Origin of the sequence: Variovorax sp. 22077 (assembly GCF_052044195.1) — a bacterium.
Taxonomy (GTDB): Bacteria; Pseudomonadota; Gammaproteobacteria; order Burkholderiales; family Burkholderiaceae_C; genus Variovorax; species Variovorax atrisoli.
The window spans coordinates 1-476 of the sequence record NZ_JBQEQC010000110.1; the positions used below are offsets into that span (position 1 = coordinate 1).

Annotated in this window: 1 protein-coding gene; it reads left to right on the forward strand. The window is 72.3% G+C overall.

Translation table 11 applies throughout. The features are described from left to right. Positions 1-476, forward strand: a 476-nt coding sequence (locus tag ACTJLF_RS34720) for a prephenate dehydratase domain-containing protein (protein ID WP_440884917.1), incomplete at both ends; no start/stop codon positions are given.

The following is a 476-nucleotide window of genomic DNA, read 5'->3' on the forward strand; positions in this document are numbered from 1 at the left end:
CTCGAGGAGGTCAAGCCCTGGCTGGACCGGGAGATGCCGCACGTCGAGCGCCGGCCCGCGGCCAGCGCGGGAGCGGCCGCAAAGCTGGTGGCCCAGGCGAGCCGCTCGGACATGGCGGCGATGGGGCCACCGAGCGCGGCACGCATCCACGCGCTGGCGTCGGTCGCGGACGGGATCGAGCAGGGGCCGCACAACACCACGCGCTGGTGGGTACTGGGACGCGTGATGCCTGCGCCCAGCGGGCGCGACAAGACCAGCTTGCTGCTGAGCGTCGACGAGGCTGGGTTCCAGCGTTCGCTGCAGGCGCTCACGGGTGCGGCCCGTGTGCTCGCCATCTACGAGCGCCCGGGGCGGAAGTCGCTCGACGGCCACCGGTATGTCATCGACATCGTCGGCCATGCGTCGCAGCCGGCCATCGCCGGGCTGCTGGCGCAGCACAGGGAATTCCGGCTGCTCGGCTCCTATCCCCGACGGTA